A 20,732-nucleotide genomic window follows, 5' to 3' on the forward strand; every position below is an offset into this window, starting at 1 on the left:
GGGACCATGGCGAAGAACAAGCGTCGGCGCGCGGCGATGACCCAGGGGAGCGGTGGGGCGCAGCCGTCGCCACCGGAGTCCTCCGTGACATCGGGCAAGACGACCGTGGAGCCGATCCTCAGCGGTCGCCCCGGCGCGCGCCTCCTCCTCCTGGCCGGTCTCACGGCCCTCTGCCTCGCCCCGTTCATCGGAAAGGCATTTCACATCGACGATCCGCTATTTGTTTGGGCCGCGAAGCAGATCCAGGCGAATCCCGGAAACCCGTACGGGTTTTCCGTCAATTGGTACGGAGTCGCGATGCCCATGTCGGAGGTCACCAAGAACCCGCCGTTGACCTCCTACTACATCGCGGCCGTCGCGGCCGTAGCGGGATGGAGCGAGCGGGCTCTCCATCTCGCGTTTCTTCTGCCGGCCATCGTGGCGATCCTCGGAACGTATCTCCTCGCCGAGCGGATGTGCCGCCGGCCGCTCCTCGCGGCCCTTTGCACGCTCTTCACGCCCGCATTCATCGTATCGAGCAGCAACGTCATGTCGGATACCTTGATGCTCGCCCTCTGGGTTGTCGCGGTCTATCTCTGGGTGACTGGCCTGCAAAGCCGATCCTGGATCCTGCTGACGCTTTCCGGCATTGCGATCGCCCTCTGCTCGTTGGCGAAATATTTCGGGATGTCGCTGATCCCGCTGTTGTTCCTCTACTCGGTGTTCCGCGAGCGGCGCGTCTCGTGGGCCGCCGCGTATCTCCTCGTGCCGGTGGTTCTCCTTGGCGCCTACCAGTGGGCGACGAACGCGCTCTATGGGCGCGGCCTCCTGCTGGACGCGGCCTCGTACGCCACGGGGGCCCGGACCAGCTGGAGTAAGTATTCGTTCGAGAAATTGTTGATCGGATTGGGATTCACCGGCGGTTGTCTCGGCGCGACATGGCTGTTCGCGCTCCGATCGCGGCGTCCCACGGCGCTCTTGGCGGTCGGGGCGACCGCGATCGCGGTGACGGTCGCCGTCGCGAGCGCGAGGATGATCGGAAGCCACGAATTGGGAGAGGGGGACCAAAATCTGTGGGCGACGGCGGGGCTCCTGGGCCTCTTCGTGGCGGGAGGGCTCAGCATCCTGGCGCCGGCGATCCTCCCTCTGCTGAAGCGGACCGATCCCGATGAGATGCTGCTCGCCCTCTGGATCCTCGGCACATTCGCATTTGCCGCGATGGTGAACTGGTCCACGAATGCCCGATCGATCCTGCCGATGATTCCGGCCGTGGCCATCATGATGATGCGCGAGCTCGAGCATCGGCGAAACGCGCGGCTGGGGGTGGGACCGATTGTCGCCGGCATCGCGCTGGCCGCGGCCGTGGCCATGGGAGTGGGTTGGGCCGATTTCGTGTACGCCAACAGCTCGCGGCAGGCAGCGAACGTGATTCACGCGAAGTACCGAAGCAACCCCCGCGGAATCTGGTTCGAAGGCCACTGGGGATTCCAGTACTACATGGACGCTCTGGGTGGGAAGGCGATCGATTCGCGCACGACGCAGCTCTACCCGGGAGACATCATCGTCATCCCGGAGAACAACACCAACGTGTCGCCCGCGCCCGAAGACCGCACGCGGCTCGTGGAAACGATCGAGATTCCCGGAGGCCGGTGGATCTCGACGATGAGACTCGGAGCAGGCCTCTACTCCGACGCGTTCGGCCTTCTTCCGTTTACGGTGGGGAAGGTTCCCGCGGAGCGCTACAAGGTCTACGAAGGGATTTTGCCGCAGTAGCGAAAAGGACCGGGCCCCCCGGCCCAGGTCACCGCCATCCCGAAACGACGACCACTGCCAAGTTTTCGTAGGGATTCACGGGACGCCCCGCTCCCGTCGGGAGGACCTCCGCCCGGAGGACGTGGGACTTGAGCAAATAGGAGATTTGCCGGCCCCACGTGATGATATAGGGGGCGCAATACCAACCCGACGACGCATGGGGCGCCGGCGGCAACACGGCCGGCTCCTCCACGTCCCTTGGATCCGGAAACACTCCGATCAGCCAGAGGCGATGTCCCGACTTCAACGTCGCGGTGACCTTCTCGAGGACCGGGTCGATCGGATTCGATCGCGCCATCGCAGCCTTGAGCAGATCGTACCGGTGGATCCGGAGATCTTCGAGCGGCGGGAGCGTCGTCCAATCGGCGGTCCCCTTGTAGTAGCGACGGAAGCTGACCCCGTAATACCAGGGATTCACGACGATCAGATCCTGGGCCGAGGCTTCCGTTCCGACCAGGGATGCCACGATGTCGGCGTTCGTCCGCCGCTCCGTCACGTGGGCCCATCCGGGCACCGCCATCGCAGCGGCGATCGCAGCGGCGAGAACAAGCCTGGCGATTTTCCACGCATGGGTCGTCGCAGCGGCCCATGCGCCCGCGTCCAGGGCCGGAGCGAGGATCGCCAGGAGCGGGACGTAGTACCACGGCTGCGTCTGCAGCTTGGTCGACGCCAGCGCGGCCAGGAACGCTGCCGTTGACGCGACCACGACCGCCCCGCTGAACAGCGCCACGCCCTGGCTCGCGGCGTTCTGTCCGGGGCTCGATCGAGGGCGAAGGGAGCGGGCCACGGCCCGGCCGCAGACGATGGCAAGCACGAGCCAGGGGACGGCCGTCGCGGGTCCTCCCGGGCTCACCGCCTGGATGAGGATCGAGAGCAGCTGCATCGCGCTCGTCGGGCTCTGGATCACGACGTTCCAGCTCTGCGCCGCGGCAATGGTCGCTCGATAGGGTAGTAGTGAGAGCGCCGCGACGGCGCCGACAAGCACGACCGCGCCGGCCGTTTTCAGGTCGGCGCGCCTTAGCGATACGACGGCTCCGGCCGCGCAGATGCCGACGAGCAGAAAGGCATTCTGGTACATGCATTGGACGCTGAGGACCGCGAGGATTCCCGCGCCCACGAACCCCTTCGCGGAGGGCGACTCGATGGCCCTCCATACGAGCGCCATCGTCGCCACGATCAGGACCATCCCGAGCCCGTAGGGCCGGATCGAGTCGACGGCGCGAACGGCGACGGGATTGAGGCCGATCAGCGCCAGGGAGAAGAGCGGGGTAGGGCTGCGGAGCGATCGACACGCCAGCCAGAGCGCGCCGAGGAAGGCGAGACCGACGGCGAAGCCGAACACTCGGAGGCCCAAGTCGTCGCTGCTCCCTCCCGCAGTGGCCCAACCGCGCACGAGCAGCGCCACCAGCGGCGGAAACCCGTCGTACTTTAGAAACGAGTAGATCTCGTGGACCGAGGCCATTCGCGCGAATTCGGCTGTGTTGACCTCGTCGCGCCAGAGCGCCCCCGCCTGCGTCAGGAAGCCGATATGGAAGAGCACGGCGAGGAGGCAGACAGCGATCGCGATGCCCCATTCGGCGCGCCGAAGGCCCTCTCCCGGGGCGTTCCCCTCGGATTGGATCTCCTTCCGGCGCTTCTTGCTCATCCTGTGCTCTTCCTCGCCACGACGGCGATCGCGGGCGTCCATCGGCGCCAGATTCGGGTGGGCAGGTGCAGGTAGCCCAGACCCGGCACGAGGTACCGGTAGATCCCCCACCACTCGACGAGCGCGAAATTCTCCCCTGCCCACCCGAGCCAGGAGCCGCGCGAGACCTTGTGAACGTGGGTCTCATCCTTGTCCAGAAGGCGCACGATCGGCCCGGTCGGTCCGTCGTAGACGGGCACGACGAAGATGAAGTGGCCGTCCGGGGTAAGCTTGGAACGGACGGTCGACGCGACCAGATCCAGCGACGGCACGTGCTCGATGACGTCGAAGGCCGTGATGACATCGAACAATCCCAAGAAGGGGATCGTGTCGATGTCGGCCTGGGCGAACGTCGCGCCCGGGACGGCCTGGGCCGCTTGCTCCGTCGCGAATCGACTCACGTCGGCGCCGAATCGCTGCCATCCCGGATCGAGCGCCGATAGAAACGTCCCGAAGGCGCAGCCGAAATCGAGAATTCGCGGTGAGGGCTTTCCCGCGGCGGCGCGCTCCGCGAGGCGGCGGTAGAACCGAAGCTTCCGCGGCGGATTTTGCCGGGCGTAGTCGCGGTAGTTGGCTTCGTAGTATTCCCGCTCGAAACGTGATCCCCGGGGCGTCCTCAATCGCCGAACCGCCTCTTCCACAAGAGGCCCAGCGTGGCCGTCACGGTCCGCGACACGTTCATCTTGCTCCCGCCTTCCTTGTAGTCGTAGCGCAGGATGAATGGGACCTCTCCGAAAATCAGGTTCATCCGCCGGAGCTTGAGAAGGATGTCCACCATGCATTGAAAGCCGTCCTGGTCGAGGAAGCTCTCGCCGTAGCGGGCGAGCGCGTCCCGGACGACACGCGCGCGATAGGCCCGATACCCGCAGGTGAAGTCCCTCACGCCCCGGGTGGGGAACACGAGGCGGAAGATCCAGGACGCGCCGTAGCTCAACGCCTGGCGGAACAGGGGAACGCCCACGCATCGGGATCCGGCGCGGTATCGAGACGCGATGACCACGTCGTGCCCCTCGGAGATCATGCGGACCATGCGGAGGATCAATCCCGGCGCGTGCGTATCGTCAGCGTCCATCGTCACGATGATGTCCCGCCCGCCCGCCGACTCCGCCGCCGCGACGAGGCCATCCCGGATGGTGGCGCCCAGGCCGAGATTGACGTCGTGCTCCATCAGCCGGATCGGCATTCGGGCCGCGCACGCGCGCACGGTGTCGCGGGTGGAATCCCGGCTGCCGTCGTCGACCAGGATGACCTTGTACGGCATCGCGGCATCCTCGAGCGCCTCGTCGACATGGTCGAGCAGCCTCTCGATTCGGGCTTCCTCGTTGTAGACCGGAAGCACGACGTACACGATCCGCTTCTCGTGTTTCCCCTTGCCGGTCCCACTCGGCTCGCTCATAGACCCCTTGTAGCAGAAGTTGTAACGAGTGCGCCTCTCCGAGCTTCAAACTATATCCCGTAAGTTATAGTATATCATATCTTTACACAACTGCACGAGCGCTCTCTTGATGGCGCCCGAATCGGCCGATAACAAGGGCGATGCGGACGATTCGAGCATGGGGCTTTGCCCTCTTCCTGCTGCTCCTCCCGCGCGCCGGCTTCGCTCTCGATCCCGCGCGCGCGATCACGCAGTACTCCGTCCAGACTTGGTTCGCGAAGGACGGGCTCCCTCAGAACTCGGTGCACGCCATCTACGAGGATCCGGACGGCTACATGTGGTTCGGCACCGAGGAGGGGCTCACCCGCTTCGACGGCGCGCATTTCACGACGTTCAATCAGGTGACGCCGGCCCTCGATGGGGGCTTCTGGATCGGGTCGTTGAACGGCGGCCTCGCGCACTACAAAGACGGCACCTTCACGCAGAGAGGGCACGAGCTGGGCCTCGAGAACAACGCGGTTCGGCCCGCGTTCGAGGACGGGCGCGGCGGCCTCTGGGTCGGAACCGTCGGCGGCGGCCTGGTGCTGCTCCGGCAGGGACGCGCGACGGCCTACACGCAGCGCGACGGTATTCCGAGCGACATCGTCCGCGGCATCGTCAAGGACGAGGATGGGAGCCTCTGGCTCGGCACCGCTGAAGGCCTCTGCCGGTTCCGAGACGGGAAGGGCGTCGCCTATACGACGCGGGACGGCCTCCCGGACAACACCGTCATGTCCCTCTATCGCGACCGAGGAGGCGTCCTCTGGGTCGGCACCCTCGGCGGCCTCTCCCGATACGCGGACGGCCACTTCACGAACTACCGTCGGGCCGACGGACTACCCGACGACGGCGTCTACGCCCTGTGCGAGGACCGCGCGGGAACCCTCTGGATCGGAACCGAGGGAGGGCTCTGCCGCTACTCGCGGGGAGTGTTCTCGTCGCTGACGGCGAAGGAGGGGCTCTCCGGTGACCGGATCCGAAGCATCCGCGAGGACCGGGAGGGGAGCCTTTGGGTGGGGACGTTCGGCGGCGGTCTCACGAGGCTGCAGGACGGCAAGTTCCTGAATTACACGACCCGCGAGGGGCTCGTGCACGACGGGGTCGGCCCGGTGATCCAGGACCGGACCGGGGGGATCTGGCTCGGGACCCGGGGCGGCGGCTTGAGCCGCTACAAGGACGGCGCGTTCGTCTCCTACACCACCAAGAACGGCCTGGCCAGCGATCTCGTCGAGTCGCTCTGCGAGGACCACACCGGTGCGATCTGGATCGGGACGTTCGGGGGTGGGCTTTCCCGCTTCAAGGACGGAACGTTCACGACGCTGACGCCGAGCGGGCCCGGGCGGAACGTCGTGACAACGATGCACGAGGACCGTCAGGGCAATCTCTGGATCGGCTACAACGGCGGCGGGCTGGATCGGTACAAGGACGGCAAGTTCACGTCCTACACGACCGCGGACGGGCTCGCGCACAACATGGTGCGGGACTTGTTCGAGGATCGCGATGGGGCCCTCTGGATCGGAACCGTCGGCGGCGGGATCAGCAGGCTGGAAGGCGGCCGTTTCACGAGCTACTCCACGTCGAACGGCTTCCCGTACGACGTCATCGGTTGCATCACGCAGGACTCGCAGGGGACGATGTGGTTCGGCACGCTGGGAGGCGGCCTGGTTCGATTCCGGGATGGGAAATTCCGGCAGATCACCACGCGCGACGGGCTCTTCGATGACACGGTCTATTCGATCCTGGAGGACACAGAGGGCAACTTCTGGATGAGCTGCAACGTCGGTGTCTCACGCGTGAGCCTCGCGCAGCTCGACGACTTCGCGGACGGCAAGATCCCGAAGGTCACGGCCCTCTCCTTCGGCGAAGCCGACGGAATGCGGAGCCGCGAGTGCAACGGCAACTCGCCCGGCGCGTTGAGAGCGAACGACGGCAGACTCTGGTTCTCCACGCTGGGTGGCGCGGCCGTCATCGATCCGAATCACATCCCGTTCAATCGTCGCCCGCCGCCGGTCCTTGTCGAGCGTGTGATCGCCGACGGCAAGCCGCTTAAGTCGAAAGGAACGATGCACGTCCCGCCGGGGAAGGGCGCGCTGGAGTTCCAGTACGCCGCCCTGAGCTACCTGGCGCCGGAACGCGTGCGCTTCCGTTATCGCCTGGAGGGGTTCGATCGGGACTGGGTCGAGGCCGGCACGAGGAGGGTGGCCTACTACACCAACATCCCGCCGGGCCGCTATACGTTCCGGGTCCTGGCCTGCAACAACGACGGCGTCTGGAGCGCGGACGGCGCCTCGGCCGCGCTGGAGCTCGCCCCGCACTTCTATCAAACGTACGGATTTCTCGGGCTGTGCGTCGCCGCCATCGCGATGTCCGGTGTGTGGTGGCATCGGTCGCGCGTCCGCCGGCTCACCCAGAAGGCGGAGAAGCTGCGCGCGCTCGTGGACGAGCGCACCCGCGCCAAGGAGGCTCTCGCGGAGAGCAACCGGAAGCTCGAGCTGGCTCTTTCAGAGCTTCACCGCGCCCAAGAGACCCTCGTGCAGCAGGAGCGGCTGCGCGCTTTGGGCCAGATGGCCAGCGGCGTGACCCACGACTTCAACAACGCGCTCACCCCCATCGTGGGCTACACCGATTTCCTCCTCGTGCGCACCCAGATTCTCGACGACCGCGAGAAGACCCTGGAGTACCTCAAGAACATCAATATGGCCGCCAAGGACGCGGCCAATGTCGTGAAGCGCCTTCGGGAGTTCTACCGCCCGCACGATGAGAAGGAGGTATTTCCGGTGGTCGCGCTGGATGCGATCGTGCGGCAGTCGATCGCCATGACCCAGCCCAAGTGGAAGGATCAGGCGCTCGTCGAGGGCGTCACGATCGAGGTGAAGTCCGAGCTGGCCATCACGCCGCTCCTCTCCGGGAACGAAGCGGACCTTCGCGAGATGCTCACGAACCTGATTTTCAACGCCGTGGACGCGATGCCGGAAGGCGGGTCGATCACGCTGCGCACGCGCGTCGAGGGAACGTTCGTCGTTCTCGAGGTCTCGGACACCGGCACCGGAATGACCGACGAAGTGCGCCAGCGCTGTCTCGAGCCGTTCTTCACGACGAAAGGCGCCGAAGGGACGGGGTTAGGTCTCCCGATGGTCTATGGGATCGTTTGCCGTCACGGCGGAACGATCACGATCGACAGCGCCCCCGGGAAGGGGGCGACGTTCCAGATCAAGCTCCCGGCCAAAGCCATTCCGGCGCGAGAGAAGGGCGCCGAGGCCCCGCCACCCGCTCCGGAGCTCCGGTCCTTACGCGTGCTTGTCGTCGACGACGAGCCGAGGGTTCTGAGCTTGGTCCAGGATTACCTCGTTGCCGATCATCACAGCGTGGAGACCGCGACCGATGGTCGGGATGGGCTCGACAAGCTCCGGACCGGCAAGTTCGACTTGATCGTCACCGATCGCACCATGCCCAAGATGACCGGGGACCAGCTGGCGGTCGCCGCGAAGCGGCTGCGGCCCGAGACGCCGATCGTCCTCCTCACCGGGTTCGGTGAATTGATGAGCGATCACGACGAGCGGCCTGAGGGCGTGGATCTGATCGTGAGCAAGCCCATCACGCTCGCCGCGCTCCGGGCCGCCATGACAAGGGTCATCGCCGCCTGAGGTCACCCGGGCGTCGCGGCCGACCCTAGCGCTGGGTTGAGACGGTGCGCCTCGCGAAAATCCGCCGCCGCGCCATCGGAATCGCCGATCCGCGACTTGCAGACCCCTCGATTGTAGTAGGCGTACGGATCCCGCACGCCCGACTCGATCGCCCGATCAAACTCGGCGATCGCATCTCTGTATCGAGCCAGCTGCAGATAGGCGTTCCCGCGAGGGAAGTGGAGGGTCGTTGCCTGGAGGGGCATCAGGACTCTCGCACGCTCCAGGTCCGTGAGCGCCTCGTTGGGACGAGCCAGGCGTAGGTACGCGATCGCGCGGTTGTAATACGTGCGGCCCATGTTCGGCTCCAGGCTCAACCCGCGGTCGAACATGATCAGGGCCGAGTCCACCTGCCCCAGGCTTCCATAGGCGTTTCCGAGCCCGTCGAACAGGATTCCTCTGCGCGAGCCCAGCCTCAACGCGGTTTGCAGATCCGCCATCGCTTCCGAGACCCGGCCCGACTTGCCCCTGAAGTTGCCGCGGGAGATGTACGCCAGGTCGCTGCGCGGGTAACGATGGATCACGGTGCTCCAGAAGGTCTCGCTATCCCGCCAGGACTCGATTTGCCGCGTGGTCTGGACCAGCAGGAACGCCGCGAAGAGGCCGCACGCCGCCCACGCGGCGGGACGGAGCGCCGGCGATTTCCGGAGAACAAGGGCCATTCCATCGGCGAGCGCGAAGAGAAGCCCGAAGTACGAGAGATAGGAATAGCGGTCCGCCATGATCGCCTCGCCCACGGGAACCCATTGGAGAACGGGCGCGATGGTGACGAGGTACCACCCGATGCCAAAGGTCAATATTCGGGTCCGCCGGAGGTCCCAAATCGCGAGCGCGACGGTGCCGAGGAGAAAGAGCGGCGAGAGGAGGTACAGGACGCCGTTCGCCTCGGAGGACGACGGATACGGATAGAAGCCGGACAGGTTGAGAGGCACGAAGAGCTTCCACACGTACATGAGATAGCCATAGCTGGGGAGCGTGAGGCGCTGGAGCGGCGAAACGGGCAGGGTGTCGGCGAGGCCCTTGAGCCCCTTGTCGACGCGGGTGAAGGCGCCGTGGAAATCCCCTCCGGCTTGAACGTTCATCGCGATCAGGCCGAAGAGGAGCGCGACGGCGAAGAACGGGGCCTTCTCGAGGAGGCTCTTCGGTTCGAGGGCGGGCCGGCGCTTCCAGAAATCGAGCAGCGCCATCACGACCGGGAACACGACGGCCATCCCCTTCGAGAGGCAAGAAAGAACGAACAGGGCGAAGGTGGCGAGGAGCCATGGCCACGCTTGCCGTTCGAGATACCGCCAGTACGTGATGCACGCCGAGAGGAAGAAGAGGCAATACAGCACGTCCTTCCGCTCCGAAATCCACGCGACCGATTCCACGTGCATGGGGTGGATTCCGAAGAGGAGCGCGACGACCGAGGCAACGAGGATCCGCCGTCCCGAGAGCAGGAGCGCGAGCCAGAAGACGAGCATGGTGTTCAGCGTGTGAAGGATCACGTTGGTGACGATGAACGGCTTGGGCGAGAGCGGTTGGGATGCGTTCGTGGCGAGCGAGATCATGGTGAGCGGGTGATAGTTGTTGGAAATCACGGCCGTGAGAAGGCCGTGGGTATCGTGGCTTTGAACGAGGGTGTTCTCCTCCACGTAGTCGGGGTCGTCCCAGCTCACGAAGGCGTGATCGAACGCGCCCGTGTACGCCGCGAACGTGACCGCGGCGATTGCCGCCACGGAGAGCAAGGTCGCACCGATGCGGCGGGGCGGCTGCGATGTCGCGGCCGTCCGCGCCGATTCGGAAGCACGATTCGGCACCCGCCGCCCGCGCCGTGGCTTCGACGGATTCCGGGTCACAGATCGGCGAGGTCCAGCCCGGCGAGGGGGCGGGCGATGCCAGGTACCCTGCAGGTGACGATGGTGCCGCCGCGGTCGGGTTGGACCTCGAGCGTGCCGCCGAGCTGCTCGGCCCGATGCTTCATGATGCTCACGCCGAGCCCCTCCCTGTTTGCGGCCGTCGAGCCCAGCCCGACCCCGTCGTCGCGAACCGTGAGCGTCAGCTGCTGGCCTTGCAGCACCAGATAGATCTCGATGGCGCGCGCCTTGCCGTGCCGGACGGCGTTGCTGATGGACTCCTGAATGATCCGGTAGAGGTTCGTCGCCGCGACGGGACGGTCGACCACAAAGGGCTTCTCATAGTCGAGCGTACACGCCACATCGAAGACCCGCTCGGTCATCGCCGCGAGCTCCTGGATCGACGCGAGGAATCCTCCCTCGCCCAGCGTTACGGGCGTGAGCCCGAGGGCCAGGCGGTGCGTCTTCGCGATCGCCTCCTGCACAAGGGAGCGGATTTCCTTCGCCGCCGTCATCTCCGGCAGCGATTGGGTGGAGAGTTTCTTCTCGACCGCGCTGGATAGAAAGAGGATGCCGGCGAGAAGCTGCCCCAGGTCATCATGCAAATCCCGTCCCAGACGCAGGCGCTCTCGCTCGCCCGCGTCGATGAGTTCCTTCTCAAGCCGCGAGCGTTCCCCCATCTCTCCCCGCAGCGACTGATTGGCCCGGGACAGGTCCACCGTCCGATCGCGGACCCGCTCCTCCAGCTCGTCGCGCGCTCGCCGGAGGTCCTCCGTGGTGCGCTCGCGGGCGGCGACGACCGCGGACAGCGTGAGCGACAAGACCGCGACGACGCCCAGGAACGATTGGAGAAGGAGAAGGGAGGCATTGGCCGACGCCAGGACGAAAGGCCCCAGGCCAAGCTCGGTGCCCCACACGGTGACCGCCGAGAGCCCGACCACCGCCGTGGCGGCGGCACGCTGGCCAAAGCGGTACGCCACCCAGACCACGACCGGGATCCAGAACCACTCGATCGGCGCGTTCTTCTGACCGATGCCGCCGAAGAAAGCGGCCGCGGTCGCGATGAGGAGGACTCCGACGCAGGTCGCCTCGACGAGCCGGCGGGGCGGAAGAGGACGCGCTCCCGCTATCCAGAGCAGGAGGGGCGGGGCGATCACGAGGTCGCCGATCCCAGGTCGTCCAGATCGCGCCGTAATCCGACCAATGTGCGAAGCCGGCGATCGAAAGGGTGGTGGCCCCCACGGTCGCGCTCACGATCGTGCTCAAGCCCGCCGCCAACCCGATGAACTTGAGAATGTCCCGCGGGCGCGAGAGCGCCTCCTTCCCGCCCGCGAAGCGATTGGCCAGCCACGCGCCTACCAGCCCCTCGAGCGTGTTCCCGGCGGCGATTCCCGCGGATGTGGCGAGCGAGCCCGCCGTCGTTGCGTTCGCCAGGAAGGCCCCGAGCGCGATCCCCGGCCAGACGCGGTTCCCGAACAGAAGAAAGGCTGCGAGGGCGATTCCGGCCGGCGGCCACACCGCTGACGCGCTGGGGTGGACGATTGCGAGGCTCAGCCCCAGCTTCGCGGCGGCGAAATAGAATGCGGCGAGGACCAGGTTCAGCCCCGCCGAATGCCACACCGATTCAGCTCCGGTGCCTAGGCGCGCTCGGTCGCTTTTCAGAAGTTCGCGCATGCAAATCCCTCGATCACGGTTCCAGAGACTCCGGGCGCCAGCCGAGCCTCTTCATTTTTTTGTAGAGGTGGCTACGCTCCAGCCCCAATCGGCTGGCCGCCTTGGTCATGGTGCCCTCGGCCAGGATAGCTGCCTCGATTTGCTTTTTCTCGAACTCCCGCACCGCCTCGCTCAGACGCGGCCGTTCGGCCACCGTGCCTTCCGCGCGGGGGAGCGCGGCATGAACCTGCTCGTGATCGACCGAAGTGCCTGGGGTCATGATGATCAGCCGCTCCACCAGGTTTCGCAGCTCGCGGACGTTGCCGGGGAAGGAGTATCGGCGAAGGGTGTCGAGCGCGCTCGGCGTAAACCGCTTCTGCTTCCCGTTCGTCTCCTTCGCGATCTGAGTCGCGAAATGCTCGAGCAAGAGCGGGATATCCTCGGGACGCTGGCGAAGGGGGGGGACAGTGATCGGAATGACGGCGAGCCGGAAGTAAAGATCTTCACGAAATTGGTTGGATTGGATCCGCTCAGCGAGATCGCGATTCGTGGCCGCGATGACGCGCACGTCGACGCGGATCGTCCTGTTTCCTCCGACCCGGAAGAATTCGGCCTCCTCCAGAACGCGAAGGAGCTTTGTCTGCGCCCGCGGGCTCAGGTCGCCGACCTCGTCCAGGAAGAGCGTCCCGCCGTGCGCCTCCTCGAACCGGCCCCGGCGCGCCTGCGTCGCCCCGGTAAAGGCGCCCCTCTCGTGACCGAACAGCTCCGATTCGATCAGCTCCTCCGGGATTGCGGAGCAGTTGACGGCGACGAACGGCCGCTCCCGCCTCGCGCCCGAGGCGTGGAGCGCCCGGGCAACCAGCTCCTTGCCCGTGCCGTTCTCTCCCTGAATGAGAACCCGGGCCGCGCTCTGTCCGGCGAGCTGAACCTCGCGCAGAAGTTTCTGCACCGCCGGCGAGGCGCCCACGATCGGATGCATCCAGGGCTGCCTCAGGCGGCTGTTCTCGTTCCGGAGCGCGAGCGTCGTGGAGGCATTGCGGAGCAGGACGAGAAGGCGCTCCAGCGAGATCGGTTTTTCCAGGAAGTCGAACGCGCCGAGTTTGGTCGCCTTCACCGCGACGTCGATCGTCGAGTGACCCGACATCATGATGACCGCGGTTTCCGGCGAGCCGGCCGTGATCTCGGCGAGGAGATCGAGCCCGCTCTCCTCCGGGAACCAGACATCCAGGAGCACGAAGTCGTAGGCGTCGCGGAGCTTTGTTCGCCCTTCGGCCACCGATGCCGCGGAATCGGCCTGAAACCCCTCGCGGCCCAGGGCTCCCTCGAGGCTCTTCCGGATGTTGGCCTCATCGTCCACGATCAACACGGATGGCATCGCGCTAGGCCCTCCGCTCGAGGGGCAGTCGCATCCGAAACGTCGTGCCCGTTCCCGCGCCGGAGTCGACGGTGATCGCGCCCCGGTGCTCGTTCACGATCCGCTCCACGATCGTGAGGCCCAGGCCGCTCCCATGGCTCTTCGTGGTGAACCCTGGCTGGAAGGGCTGCGCCCGCTGCTGCGCGCTCAAGCCGGGTCCCGTGTCGGAAACGGATAGCTCCGCCCGATCTCCTTGAGCGGCGGCCGTGACCACGACCTCGCCCGATCCGTCCACCGCCTCCAGTCCGTTCTTGATCAGGTTGATGAGAGCCTGCCGGATCTGTCCCGCGTCGGCGGAGATCGTGATCTCCCGCGCGGGAGGTGAGAATCGCAAACGGCCGTCAGTGACGTCGCGATTGTAGAGGGCGGCCAGATCCGCCAAGAGCGCCGAGACCCGGCACGGCGCGAACGCCGGGGCGGGAAGCCGGGCGAAGTCGGAGAACTCCTGAAGCAGGTGCTTCAGCGTCTCCACCTCATCCGAGATCGTTCGGACCGCCTGGTCGAGGATCTCGGGGAAGTCGGCCCTCTGGCTTTCGTAGCTCCGCTTGAGGTCGGCGATGGAGACCGCGATCGGAGTCAGCGGATTCTTGACCTCATGCGCGACCTTGCGGGCCATCTGGCTCCAGGCCGCATGGCGCTCGCTCGTGACGAGCTTGTCCCGGTAGGTCGTCAGGTCCAGGCGCATCCGGTCGAGGGCCTGGACGAGCGTTTGCAGCTCGGACACGCTCTCGAATTTCAGCGGCTCATCCCATTCGCCCTGCGCGAGCTTGTGGGAGTAATTCGCGAGACGCTCCACCGGCCGTGATATCTGGGACGACCAAAGCGTGCCGAGGAGGATCGCGATCCCGAGTCCCAAGAGCCCCAAGGACGCCGAGGTCCACTGGAGGGTTGCGATGGTCTGGTCGGCCGAGGCGGTCGAGACGAGGCCTGTGACGATCGCGGGCGATGGGCCGCCGATTTTCAACATGACGCTCCGGCTCATGTAGGCCCGGCCCCCCAAACGAACGCGCTCGATGCCTGCTCGTGCCGGGAGCGTTTCTGCATCCGCGGAGTCGATCGTCGCCGCCGCAAGTCGGCCGGACCCGTCGTGGATTGCCAGCTCCATGCCGCCGGTCTGCTTGAGTCGGGCCAGGAAGGCCGCGTCGAGGAAGAGTCCTCCGGACACGGCGCCGACCGCTTTGCCTTCATACCGGATGGGCGCGTCCAGCGACATCGCGAGCGGCGGTGAGGCCGAAGGGGAAGCCGAACCGTCGCCGATGACGGCCCCAGCCTCATTCGATATTCGGAGAAAGTCGAGCCCGAGCAGGGATTGCCGCTCGGCGACGTAGTCGTTGAGATCCCGGCTGCCCGAAGGCTGCAGGAGGTAGAGCCGCTTGAGCGTGGCATCCTTTGCCAAGATCTGGAGCTGCTCGTCGATCCGCGCACGATCCAAGTCCAGCTCGGTCTGCAGCCCGCCGAGCGCGGCATTCAGCCGTTCCGCCGCCTGCGTCCGGACCATCGACTCGACACGCTGGGAGAGGAGGTACATCGCCACCGCCAGCGGCACGAGTGCCACCAACGCGGAGCCGGCGATGAGGCGCGCCCGGAGGGATTTCATGGCTTTCGGGGGGCCGGGACGCACCGGAACAAATTGGCGAGCGCCTCGGTGTCGATCGCGTGGAGGTAGGGCTGCAGCTTGGCGCGGCTGATCACGGGGCAGCGGACGACCAACCAGTAGTCCTCAGGTAGATCGGCGATGACGGGCACGGTGGGCCAGATCTCGTGGTAGGAAAGTCGCACGACCCTTGCGGTATCAATCGGAGAGTCGGGTCCGACCGCTCCATTCAAGAATTGCTCCATGGTCTCATGCCCCGGGAGAGAAGCATCGACCTTGAATCGCCCCAGAGTGGTCGACGGGGACCCACCTAGTCGCGGGAATGGCAGCAGATCATCGCGGAAGAGTTCGTGATTTAGCCGCTCGAGTGCTTTCAGCTCCTTTTCGTGGAATGGATCCGCGAAGCCGCTCTGATACGGTCGCCGCACGGCTGCCGTGAGTTGCCCACGGGCTCCGATTCCGCTCTCCCAACGTGTCCATCCAGTCACTTCCCGAATGTGCGTGGAGGCTTCCCCCGGCCAGAACACCGCAACGTCCAAATCTCCGCGCTCGAGGGCGATCTCCTCGTCCGCGACCTCATCGAAAAGACGGACGAGCAGCGTGTCGGGCCAAGGAGCGGCAGCGGAGATAGTGGGATCTCGCACCAAACGATAGGCTCGGGTGCCAGACGCCTCCGACTTGTAGACGCGCTGGACCGGCGATGCCCCGATGCCTCCCACCTGAAGCGAAGAGTCGAGTGATTGATTGGAGCAATCGAAGAGGAGGCTGTTCCGGCTTGGGGACGGATACCCGACGCGCAACAGAGGCATCGGTCGGATGGCAGGACGATCAGCCGTGACTTCGAGCTTCTCCAGATGCTTCACCTTCGCGAGCGAACCTGACGTGAGCTTCGCAACGATCAGCTCACCGTCGTGAACGGCCGTGACCTCGCCCGTGGCCACCTGCTTCCCGCGATTCTTGAACGCGAGGATTGTTCCTGGCTCTAGCGAGACGGAATCAGGCGAGACAACATAGACCCGATCGCCCCGCACCCAGACGACACGCGCTCCGCGCAGCGAGGAATCGGCGCGGGCGATCTCGGGGAGACCGAGAGCGCAGGCCAACGCGAACCAGACAGCAACGCTCCGTGTCAGGAATGCCACGTTCGTCTTACCCCATAGGAACAAGTCGCTTGGCCCTCTGCTGCTAGCGTCCGCCCAATGTAGCTCTGTGTCAAGGGTGACACATCTTACACGCAGGGGCCGGAGCATCGATTCTGTAAAAGACTGCGTCACAACAATTTAACCAACAGGCACGCCGCTTGTATTAGAGCCTCCCACAGAGCGGCGCTGCACAGACCACGCCGACCCGATCCTGGTACTCGGGGCATACGCCACAAACCAGGCAGCTGGGAATCAGGAGCCGGCCACCTGACCGCTGTAAGCATCCTCGAGCCGGCCGGGAGAAGGGCAATGAAGAACGAACGAGTGGGGAGGGATCAGTTGGCTGCGCTGGGCGTCACGGTGATCGTCGCATCGCTCGCCGTCGGCTTCCTCGCGATCGGATGCGGCCAGCAACAGAGTGAAACGGCCACGACCGAGACAGGCACCATCCAGTCCGCCGACGCCGGGAAGGCTCCGGTCGCGGCGAACACAGCCGCGTCGGCGACTGGAATGAAGGAGGCCACGCCGCAGGCTGGCCGAGCGGCGGATGCTGCGGGCGATTCAATGCCGCCCGATGTTCTTGCGAAGGCGTCGGCGGACTACGTCACTCCCGGCGAGATCGTCGAGATCACCGCACAGGGCACCCCGGATGTGGTCGAGGTGATCCTCAAGGACGGCGGAGGGAAGACGCAGCCTCTCCATTATGACCAGGCGGCAGCTGCCTGGCGGGCACGCTACCGCGTGCCGCTTCACCCGGCGACGGAGCGCTTTGGGCTCTCGGTGACGGCGAAGAACGCGCAGAAGCTTCAGCAGCGAGTGTGGGTGTTCCTGCAGGTGCGGGAAGCGGCTGTGGGGGAGGCCGCAGGGACTGCCGCGGAGCCGGATTCACAGTGAGGCTCTGACCCGAAAAACGCGAAAGGGGCGGTACCGTGAGGTACCGCCCCGATGCGTTAGAGACTTGCGGCCTGCTAGAACTTACGCCTTGCGGACGTTTGCGGCCTGCAGTCCCTTCGGTCCCTTAACGATGTCGAACTCCAGACGCTCGCCCTCCGCCAGCGTCTTGAAGCCCTCGCCGGAGATTGCCGAGTAATGAACGAACACGTCTTCGCCACCCTCTTGCTGGATGAATCCGAAACCCTTCGACTCGTTAAACCACTTCACGTTTCCGACAGCCACTATGACTCTCCTTACGTACGGGGCAATCAGCCCCAACTTGCCGCCCTTTCCGGACGGCTGACCCAGCCACTTTGGCGGGGCCTCCGGACGATCTGTCCGGATACAAAAAACCCGCAGGTAGCATCTCCTGCGGTGTCGTTCCATGCATTGGTGCTGCGTACGACCGTCAGGTACCTACTTCCTATGTTGTTAGATGAAAGAATCGGCCAAGAGGTCCGGTTTGTAAAGGCCTAATTTCCAAGTCCCCTGCCGGGGCAGGGATACCCCGCCCCGAGATTTCGCTAGGCATTCGACGCCGCTCCGCCGATACTAGTTAAGTCTAGTTAAGTCCCGGGTTGTCCACGGACTCGCTCCAGCGTTCTCTGCTGGCGATCCCCACCCCGCCTTCTCGCCCATGGAAAATCAATTTGATACTAGTCGCGGTCCTGGTTGGCTTCTCGGTCGCCGTGGTCCAGTCCAGCTTCGTCGAGTGGGCGTTCCACCGCTTCTGGCTGCACCGTCCTTGGCTCCCCGAGAACTGCTTCACCCAACACACGCTGATCCATCACCAGCTTTGTAAATTCGACGACACGTTCCACGTCACGGATGAGGAGCAGCATGAGGCGCTCACGTTCGCATGGTGGGGCGGCCCGATCCTCATCGCGATCAGCGCGACACCGTGGGCGTTGGCATCGTGGGCGCTCTACGCCTCGGGAGTTTCGCTCCCGTACGTCGCGTTTGTGATCGCCATCATCGCGGGCGTGTCGGTATACTACGTGGGCTACGAAAGCCTCCACTATTTCATGCACAAGCCGACGATCGCTTGGATCGAGCGCTCGCGCCTGTTTCAATTCATCAAGCAGCATCACCGCATTCACCACGTGCGGATGAATCGCAATCTCAACGTGCTGCTGCCGCTCGCGGATCTGGTCCTCGGTACGTTCGTGACCAAGATGCCGCCCCACGCACCGACCTCCACGGGTGCACGTCGAGTGGCGCGCAAGCACAGCCGGTTCGGTCGGAAGACGTCGGACAGCGATCTCGCGGGTTAGACTTCGGGTGAGCGGTTGTCCCTGGCGGGCAACCGCATGCGAAAGGAATACGGCGTGGCGGGAAGCAGAAGACCTTCGTTCCTGAAACGACAGAAGGAGCAGAAGCGCCTCGCCCGGGCCACCGAGAAGCGGGAGACGCGTCTCGCGCGGAAACGCGCGCAGGCGGAGCAACCCGAACCCACGGATCAGGTGGCTCCCGCGGAGCCGGTGGATTCCGCGCAGGGAGCCGACTCCGAAGCGACGAAACCGATCGACGACTCGCCCGAGATCAACTAATCCGCTTTAGCTCGATCCCGCTCTCAGCTCGTCCCCGACCAGAACCGCACGATCCGACGACCCAACTTCACGATCGGCTTGAACTGCCGCAACTCTCCCATCCATTGCGCGGTCCAGGTGTTGGCGCTCAGGTGCATGTTGTCGTCCTGCAGCCACTCGCGCCATGCGATGGGGCATCCCAGCCGGTTTGATGGGATCTCGTCGGCCACGAAACCTTCGTTTTCCCCCACCCGCACGAGGAGGCGCGGCCCGATCCAAATGCGGTCCTCTTCGGCCGTCGCGGGGGCGAGACCGTACCAGGCGAGCGTTCCGAAATATTGCCTCCGCTCATCGCCATGCTTCGGCGTCGCCGCGTGGGCCCAGTGCCCGTACCGGTCGAGGATGCTCGCCCAATCCTCGATCGCGGTGAAGTCCGCGCTCGAGAGATCGCAGCTGTCCTGGGCCGCCCGACTCACAGCCTGAGCGAACGCCGACATCGCGCGCGACTCGCGGACGGAGCCGGCCGAATCCAGACGCGCGACCTCGTGAGGGATGAACGCATTGCTGTCGTCGAGGGCCATGCGGAAGAAGTTCGTGTAGATCCGCTGCGTTCCGCGTACCGAGGCGAATCGAACGGCGTCGCTCTCGTAGCCCATCACGACCGGCTCGAGCAGAACCCGCCGCCAGGCCTCCCGCGCGATGACGCGCCCGATGGCGGGAGTGTTCAGCACACGCTCCTGAACGGCCGGATTGCTGAGTGAGCTGCTCCAGGTGGCCATGCGGTATCCGATCGAGTACCCCGAGACCATCCCGACCACGAGCGCCACGGCACCCGCCGGCTTCACATAGTCGAGGCTCGCCCGGTAGAGCTCGTCGAATTGGTCGGCGGCGAAAGAGCGAGCGGAGGAGCTGTGGAGCTCGAGCCAGAACCCGCGATCGACGTGGCCGCGCACTTTGAGCGGAGGATAACGCGTGCCGCTGATCGAGCGCCGGTAGTCGTGACCGAGAATGGGCGCTGCGAAACGCCGCTCATCGATGTCGTACTGCCGGAACACCCGGCCGCGGGCCGCGAGCTCGACGACAAAGCGGGCGATCGAGTCGGTAGGCGCCTCTCGGTAGGAGAGGACGCTCATGTTCTCAAACATCTCCTCGAAAGGCAGTGTGCTGGGCGCGGGGCGTGCTTGGGAACCTACCAGGGCGCCGAGAGCGCAGAGCACGAGCCAGAGGGTCAAGAGCTGGCTCTTGAGTACGAATCTCGCGATCCTCGATACAAACGAACCGAGTCGGCTGGGGAGCAGGCGGTTCTTTTTCACGTAGTTCGCTCCATATGGCCCGTTATGGGGGACGAGAGCGTCGCGGCCTCCGGGGAATGCCCGAATCGCGCGGATGCCTAGTAGTTATCGGCGGGGACTCGGCAATCCTAGAGTCCCGCGGCGTGGGCACGCAGGCGTCCGATTAAAGCGAAGCGCCCCAAGGAGATGTACCTCCGCGGGGCGCCTGCCTCGGTTTGGGTGCCGCTCTACTATCTGGCGGCTCCTGCAAGCTTCTCCGTGCCGATGAAGGCAAGCAGCTCGCGGTTCACCTCGTCAGCGTGCGTCCAGGTCAGGCCGTGCGGCCCGCCCTCGATTACCGACAGCCGGCCGCCCTTCACGGTCTCGGCCGTGCGCTTTCCGCTGGCCGCGAGGGGGACGATCCGATCGGAGTCGCCATGAATGACCAAGGTGGGAACGTCGATGCGTTCGAGATCCTTTCGGAAGTCGGTCAACCATGCCGAGACGCAATCCAGCGTGCCCTTCGGCGAGGCAGAGACCGCGATGCTCCAGCTGAGCTGAACGAGCTGATCGCTGACCAGCTTGCCGCCCAGCACGTCCACGTTGTAAAAATTCGACAGGAATCCCGCGAGGAATGCGGGACGGTCCGCGACGAGGCCCTTCTTGATCCCTTCGAAGATGCCGCCATCCACTCCGCCCGGGTTATCGGCCGTCTTCAGCAGAAAGGGCGGGATGGACGAGATAAAGACCGCCTGGCTGACGCGCTTCGAGCCGTACTTGCCAAGGTAA

The 20,732-nt window shown here is 65.3% G+C and carries 16 protein-coding genes and 1 pseudogene (1 of these 17 running past the window's edge); 5 read left to right on the top strand and 12 right to left on the bottom strand.

Annotated features, from left to right (window positions below; all coding sequences use genetic code 11):
* The first annotated feature begins 6 nt into the window (after positions 1–6).
* Positions 7–1,752, top strand: coding sequence for a phospholipid carrier-dependent glycosyltransferase (locus E6K79_08810; GenBank protein ID TMQ63740.1), 1,746 nt, complete (start codon positions 7–9; stop codon positions 1,750–1,752).
* A gap of 28 nt (positions 1,753–1,780) precedes the next feature.
* Here E6K79_08810 and E6K79_08815 read toward each other — a convergent pair whose 3' ends face one another.
* The 3 genes from E6K79_08815 to E6K79_08825 are packed head-to-tail and all read right to left on the bottom strand — an operon-like array spanning position 1,781 to position 4,871.
* Positions 1,781–3,478 carry a glycosyltransferase family 39 protein gene (locus E6K79_08815; protein ID TMQ63741.1) on the bottom strand — a complete coding sequence of 566 codons (1,698 nt, stop codon included), beginning with the start codon at positions 3,476–3,478 and terminating at the stop codon, positions 1,781–1,783.
* Positions 3,433–4,440: a class I SAM-dependent methyltransferase gene (locus E6K79_08820; protein TMQ63902.1), complete on the bottom strand. Its 1,008-nt coding sequence runs from the start codon at positions 4,438–4,440 to the stop codon at positions 3,433–3,435. The genes E6K79_08815 and E6K79_08820 overlap by 46 nt, the downstream gene beginning before the upstream one ends.
* On the bottom strand, positions 4,092–4,871 hold the full coding sequence (locus E6K79_08825) for a glycosyltransferase family 2 protein (GenBank protein TMQ63742.1): 780 nt from the start codon (positions 4,869–4,871) through the stop codon (positions 4,092–4,094). The genes E6K79_08820 and E6K79_08825 overlap by 349 nt, the downstream gene beginning before the upstream one ends.
* 140 nt (positions 4,872–5,011) lie before the next feature.
* On the opposite strand from E6K79_08825, the gene E6K79_08830 reads away from it, so the two are divergent.
* Positions 5,012–8,533 carry a response regulator gene (locus E6K79_08830; GenBank protein TMQ63743.1) on the top strand — a complete coding sequence of 1,174 codons (3,522 nt, stop codon included), beginning with the start codon at positions 5,012–5,014 and terminating at the stop codon, positions 8,531–8,533.
* Between the two features lie 2 nt (positions 8,534–8,535).
* Here E6K79_08830 and E6K79_08835 read toward each other — a convergent pair whose 3' ends face one another.
* From E6K79_08835 to E6K79_08860, 6 genes are read right to left on the bottom strand one after another with little or no spacing between them, the layout of a single operon-like run.
* Positions 8,536–10,371 (bottom strand): tetratricopeptide repeat protein, encoded by a 1,836-nt coding sequence (locus E6K79_08835; GenBank protein ID TMQ63744.1) that lies wholly within the window; start codon positions 10,369–10,371, stop codon positions 8,536–8,538.
* Positions 10,372–10,406: 35 nt separating this feature from the next.
* A complete protein-coding gene (locus tag E6K79_08840; GenBank protein TMQ63745.1) occupies positions 10,407–11,228 on the bottom strand; it encodes a sensor histidine kinase in 822 nt (273 codons plus the stop codon).
* Entirely contained in the window at positions 11,065–12,081 is a 1,017-nt protein-coding gene (locus E6K79_08845) for a hypothetical protein (GenBank protein TMQ63746.1), read from the bottom strand. The genes E6K79_08840 and E6K79_08845 overlap by 164 nt, the downstream gene beginning before the upstream one ends.
* Positions 12,082–12,094: 13 nt before the next feature.
* Positions 12,095–13,435 carry a sigma-54-dependent Fis family transcriptional regulator gene (locus E6K79_08850; GenBank protein TMQ63747.1) on the bottom strand — a complete coding sequence of 447 codons (1,341 nt, stop codon included), beginning with the start codon at positions 13,433–13,435 and terminating at the stop codon, positions 12,095–12,097.
* 4 nt (positions 13,436–13,439) lie between these two features.
* Entirely contained in the window at positions 13,440–15,071 is a 1,632-nt protein-coding gene (locus E6K79_08855) for a HAMP domain-containing protein (GenBank protein ID TMQ63748.1), read from the bottom strand.
* Complete coding sequence (locus E6K79_08860; protein ID TMQ63749.1) at positions 15,068–16,210, bottom strand: hypothetical protein; 1,143 nt, start codon at positions 16,208–16,210, stop codon at positions 15,068–15,070. The genes E6K79_08855 and E6K79_08860 overlap by 4 nt, the downstream gene beginning before the upstream one ends.
* A gap of 309 nt (positions 16,211–16,519) precedes the next feature.
* On the opposite strand from E6K79_08860, the gene E6K79_08865 reads away from it, so the two are divergent.
* Positions 16,520–17,104 (top strand): hypothetical protein, encoded by a 585-nt coding sequence (locus tag E6K79_08865; protein TMQ63750.1) that lies wholly within the window; start codon positions 16,520–16,522, stop codon positions 17,102–17,104.
* 81 nt (positions 17,105–17,185) lie between these two features.
* On the opposite strand, the gene E6K79_08870 is transcribed toward E6K79_08865, so the two are convergent.
* On the bottom strand, positions 17,186–17,530 hold the full coding sequence (locus E6K79_08870; protein ID TMQ63751.1) for a cold-shock protein: 345 nt from the start codon (positions 17,528–17,530) through the stop codon (positions 17,186–17,188).
* Positions 17,531–17,721: 191 nt separating this feature from the next.
* Here E6K79_08870 and E6K79_08875 point away from each other — a divergent pair, with 191 nt between their 5' ends.
* Complete coding sequence (locus E6K79_08875; protein ID TMQ63752.1) at positions 17,722–18,417, top strand: hypothetical protein; 696 nt, start codon at positions 17,722–17,724, stop codon at positions 18,415–18,417.
* Between the two features lie 36 nt (positions 18,418–18,453).
* Positions 18,454–18,693, top strand: a complete 240-nt coding sequence (locus E6K79_08880; GenBank protein TMQ63753.1) for a hypothetical protein — start codon at positions 18,454–18,456, stop codon at positions 18,691–18,693.
* A 23-nt stretch (positions 18,694–18,716) separates the two neighbouring features.
* Here the strand turns inward: E6K79_08880 and E6K79_08885 are convergent, their stop codons facing one another.
* Entirely contained in the window at positions 18,717–19,805 is a 1,089-nt protein-coding gene (locus E6K79_08885) for a hypothetical protein (protein ID TMQ63754.1), read from the bottom strand.
* A gap of 389 nt (positions 19,806–20,194) precedes the next feature.
* A pseudogene (locus E6K79_08890) lies at positions 20,195–20,732 on the bottom strand (alpha/beta hydrolase) (it continues 324 nt past the right edge of the window).

Source organism: Candidatus Eisenbacteria bacterium (assembly GCA_005893305.1).
Classification (GTDB): Bacteria; Eisenbacteria; RBG-16-71-46; order SZUA-252; family SZUA-252; genus WS-9.

What these genes read in the sequence shown, in the direction of transcription:
- E6K79_08815 (TMQ63741.1), bottom strand. Translation starts at nt 3,478, where the DNA reads ATGGACGCCCGCGATCGCCGTCGTGGCGAGGAAGAGCACAGGATGAGC.
- E6K79_08825 (TMQ63742.1), bottom strand. Translation starts at nt 4,871, where the DNA reads ATGAGCGAGCCGAGTGGGACCGGCAAGGGGAAACACGAGAAGCGGATC.
- E6K79_08880 (TMQ63753.1), top strand. Translation starts at nt 18,454, where the DNA reads ATGCGAAAGGAATACGGCGTGGCGGGAAGCAGAAGACCTTCGTTCCTG.
- E6K79_08885 (TMQ63754.1), bottom strand. Translation starts at nt 19,805, where the DNA reads ATGAGCGTCCTCTCCTACCGAGAGGCGCCTACCGACTCGATCGCCCGC.
- E6K79_08810 (TMQ63740.1), top strand. Translation starts at nt 7, where the DNA reads ATGGCGAAGAACAAGCGTCGGCGCGCGGCGATGACCCAGGGGAGCGGT.
- E6K79_08870 (TMQ63751.1), bottom strand. Translation starts at nt 17,530, where the DNA reads ATGGAACGACACCGCAGGAGATGCTACCTGCGGGTTTTTTGTATCCGG.
- E6K79_08820 (TMQ63902.1), bottom strand. Translation starts at nt 4,440, where the DNA reads ATGCGTGGGCGTTCCCCTGTTCCGCCAGGCGTTGAGCTACGGCGCGTC.
- E6K79_08850 (TMQ63747.1), bottom strand. Translation starts at nt 13,435, where the DNA reads ATGCCATCCGTGTTGATCGTGGACGATGAGGCCAACATCCGGAAGAGC.
- E6K79_08855 (TMQ63748.1), bottom strand. Translation starts at nt 15,071, where the DNA reads ATGAAATCCCTCCGGGCGCGCCTCATCGCCGGCTCCGCGTTGGTGGCA.
- E6K79_08865 (TMQ63750.1), top strand. Translation starts at nt 16,520, where the DNA reads ATGAAGAACGAACGAGTGGGGAGGGATCAGTTGGCTGCGCTGGGCGTC.
- E6K79_08830 (TMQ63743.1), top strand. Translation starts at nt 5,012, where the DNA reads ATGCGGACGATTCGAGCATGGGGCTTTGCCCTCTTCCTGCTGCTCCTC.
- E6K79_08845 (TMQ63746.1), bottom strand. Translation starts at nt 12,081, where the DNA reads ATGCGCGAACTTCTGAAAAGCGACCGAGCGCGCCTAGGCACCGGAGCT.